The organism is Streptomyces albidus (ex Kaewkla and Franco 2022), from assembly GCF_013870515.1.
Lineage (GTDB): Bacteria > Actinomycetota > Actinomycetes > Streptomycetales > Streptomycetaceae > Streptomyces > Streptomyces albidus.
In genome coordinates this window covers 1-2,011 of sequence record NZ_JACBXA010000463.1, presented here as the reverse complement: position 1 = coordinate 2,011, position 2,011 = coordinate 1, and the positions used below count along the sequence as shown (strand labels likewise).

Here is a 2,011-nt window from a genome sequence, read left to right as displayed (position 1 = left end):
ACGAGCTTCATACCTTCACCTCCTGAGCCGCCGCAGGGCGAGCGCTCGTGTACCCGGGCGGCGGTGCGGCCGCGCGGGAGGGAACCGTGGGAAGCGAGATGAGGGAGGCCAGCATCGCGCCGACGGGGGTTCGCAGACCGAGGTTCCACTCCTCACGCAGGGTGGAGCGGCCGTCGAGGAAGTGCAGTACGCGCGGCAGCGGGTTGCGGCGGAAGAGATCCTCGAAGAAGGGCGCCCCCTCGACGCCCCCGGTGGCCAGGGCCCGCAGCAGGACGGCGTCCATGGCGCGGTGACGGCGGCTGTGCGGACGCGGCGGCAGCGGAGTGCGGCCCGCGCGGACGGCCTGCGCGATCGCCGCGGTCTGCCGCTGGAGGGCGGTGAAGGTGTAGCCGGTGGACGGCCGGGTGGCGCCGGCGGCGGCGCCCACGGGGAAGACGGAGTCGCCGGTGCGTCGTGGGAATCTTCCGTCCGTCATGGGAATGACGCCTTGTTCGGTGGCCGTGACGGTGAAGGGCCCCAGCGGGCGGGTGCTGCTCGTGTAGTGCCGGAGGGCCGCTTCGTAGCCCGCGCGGTCCAGGACGGTCTCCGAGAACTCGGTGTATTCCACCAGCGCTTCGCGAGCGCTCATTGGCAGGACGTAGGCGAAGGAGAGCCCACGGCGCGGCTGTTGGGTGCGCATGTCCATCAACTCCGCGACGGCCGGGTCGAAGCAGTCGCTCTCGGTGCGCACGAACCAGCCGCGGAAGTGCTGCAGCAGCGTCGTCCGGGCGGGCGGCAGACGGCGGGGCGGGCGGGAGTCGAAGACCCAGCGGCCTCTCAAGGCGAACGGTTCGCCCTGCTCGTCGACGCCGGTCACCCGCGCCCCGTGAGGGGTGTCGTGCACGGTGGCGACGGTTCCGGCGACCAGCTCCACGTCCGGGCATGCACGCAGCCGCTCCCCCAGCGCGCGGGTGTAGTCCTCCGAGCGGAGCATCTTGTACGGCACTGGGCAGTCGCCCGTCGTGCTGCGGCCGTCGCGGCCCCGGATGAGGAGGCGCTGCCACGACGCGGTGAGCAACTCGTCCCAGTCGCCCCCGGGTTCCTCCCAGAAGCACCAGGTGCGCGCAGGGGTGCGTACCGGCCCGGGGGGTGGTTCCACCAGCAGCACCGAGGGGTGGTGCCCGTGTGCGGCGGCACGTGGCCGGGTCAGCTGCCAGGCCAGCGACAGCCCTGCGGCGCCGGCGCCGATGACGACGATGTCCGCCTCCTTCACCGTCCTCACCCCGGGAAGGCGTTGCGGCCGCGCAGTTCGCAGCGCCGCTCCGCATAGGCGAGGTCGTCGCGCCAGAGCCTGGTGGCCGCGCGCCGCATCAGCGGCCGGAACAACGGGGCCATGCGCCGTGCGACACGGAATCCCGGTCGTCCGGAGGTGGCAAGTACCGCCTCGATGACGGCAGTTCGAGGCCGTGGATGGCCGGGCGCCGTCAGTGGAGTGGCGTGCGTCTCCACGGACGAGCCCGCGCCTTCGCCGCTTTGGATGTGCATGACGACGGTGCGGGGCCCCGGTGCGGTGAACGTGGCGCGTACGGGCACGGCGGCGCGCCCGGCGAGCCGGTAGGCCACGTCCACCACGAACCGGTCGCCGGTGTCGGGGTGGGGTTCCTCCACGACGGTGAGCTGCGTGAAGGAGTACGGGTGGAACCACGCGCCGTGCCAGGGGTCGAGGCGGTTGGCGACGACGTCCTCGGGCTCGCAGTCCCCGGTCAGGGTGGCGACGGCGTCAAGGGCCGGGACGTCGGCCGGGCGAGCCGGCAACTCCGGGTGCGGCAGCGGTTGTTCGCCGCCTGCCGTGTCGAGGCGGACCCAGGCCAGCACCCCGTCGTCGTGCACCGGGTACGGCGTCCAGCCGGACAGGTCCGTCCCGTCCAGGCTCAGGCCGTGCCAGCGGCAGACGAGCCGCCCGCCGGACACCGCCCCCTCGCACAGCGGCGCACCCAGATGGGGGCAGTGTCCGGCGGGCGGCTCGTCTGCC

General features: G+C 73.4%; 2 protein-coding genes. Both read right to left on the bottom strand.

Going from position 1 to position 2,011, the window contains the following annotated elements:
* Window positions 1-7: 7 nt before the first annotated feature.
* Window positions 8-1,252, bottom strand: coding sequence for a lycopene cyclase family protein (locus H5J26_RS30525; protein WP_181769191.1), 1,245 nt, complete (start codon window positions 1,250-1,252; stop codon window positions 8-10).
* A 5-nt stretch (window positions 1,253-1,257) separates the two neighbouring features.
* A partial coding sequence (locus H5J26_RS30520) for a DUF5914 domain-containing protein (RefSeq protein ID WP_181769190.1) occupies window positions 1,258-2,011 on the bottom strand: 754 nt, incomplete at its 5' end.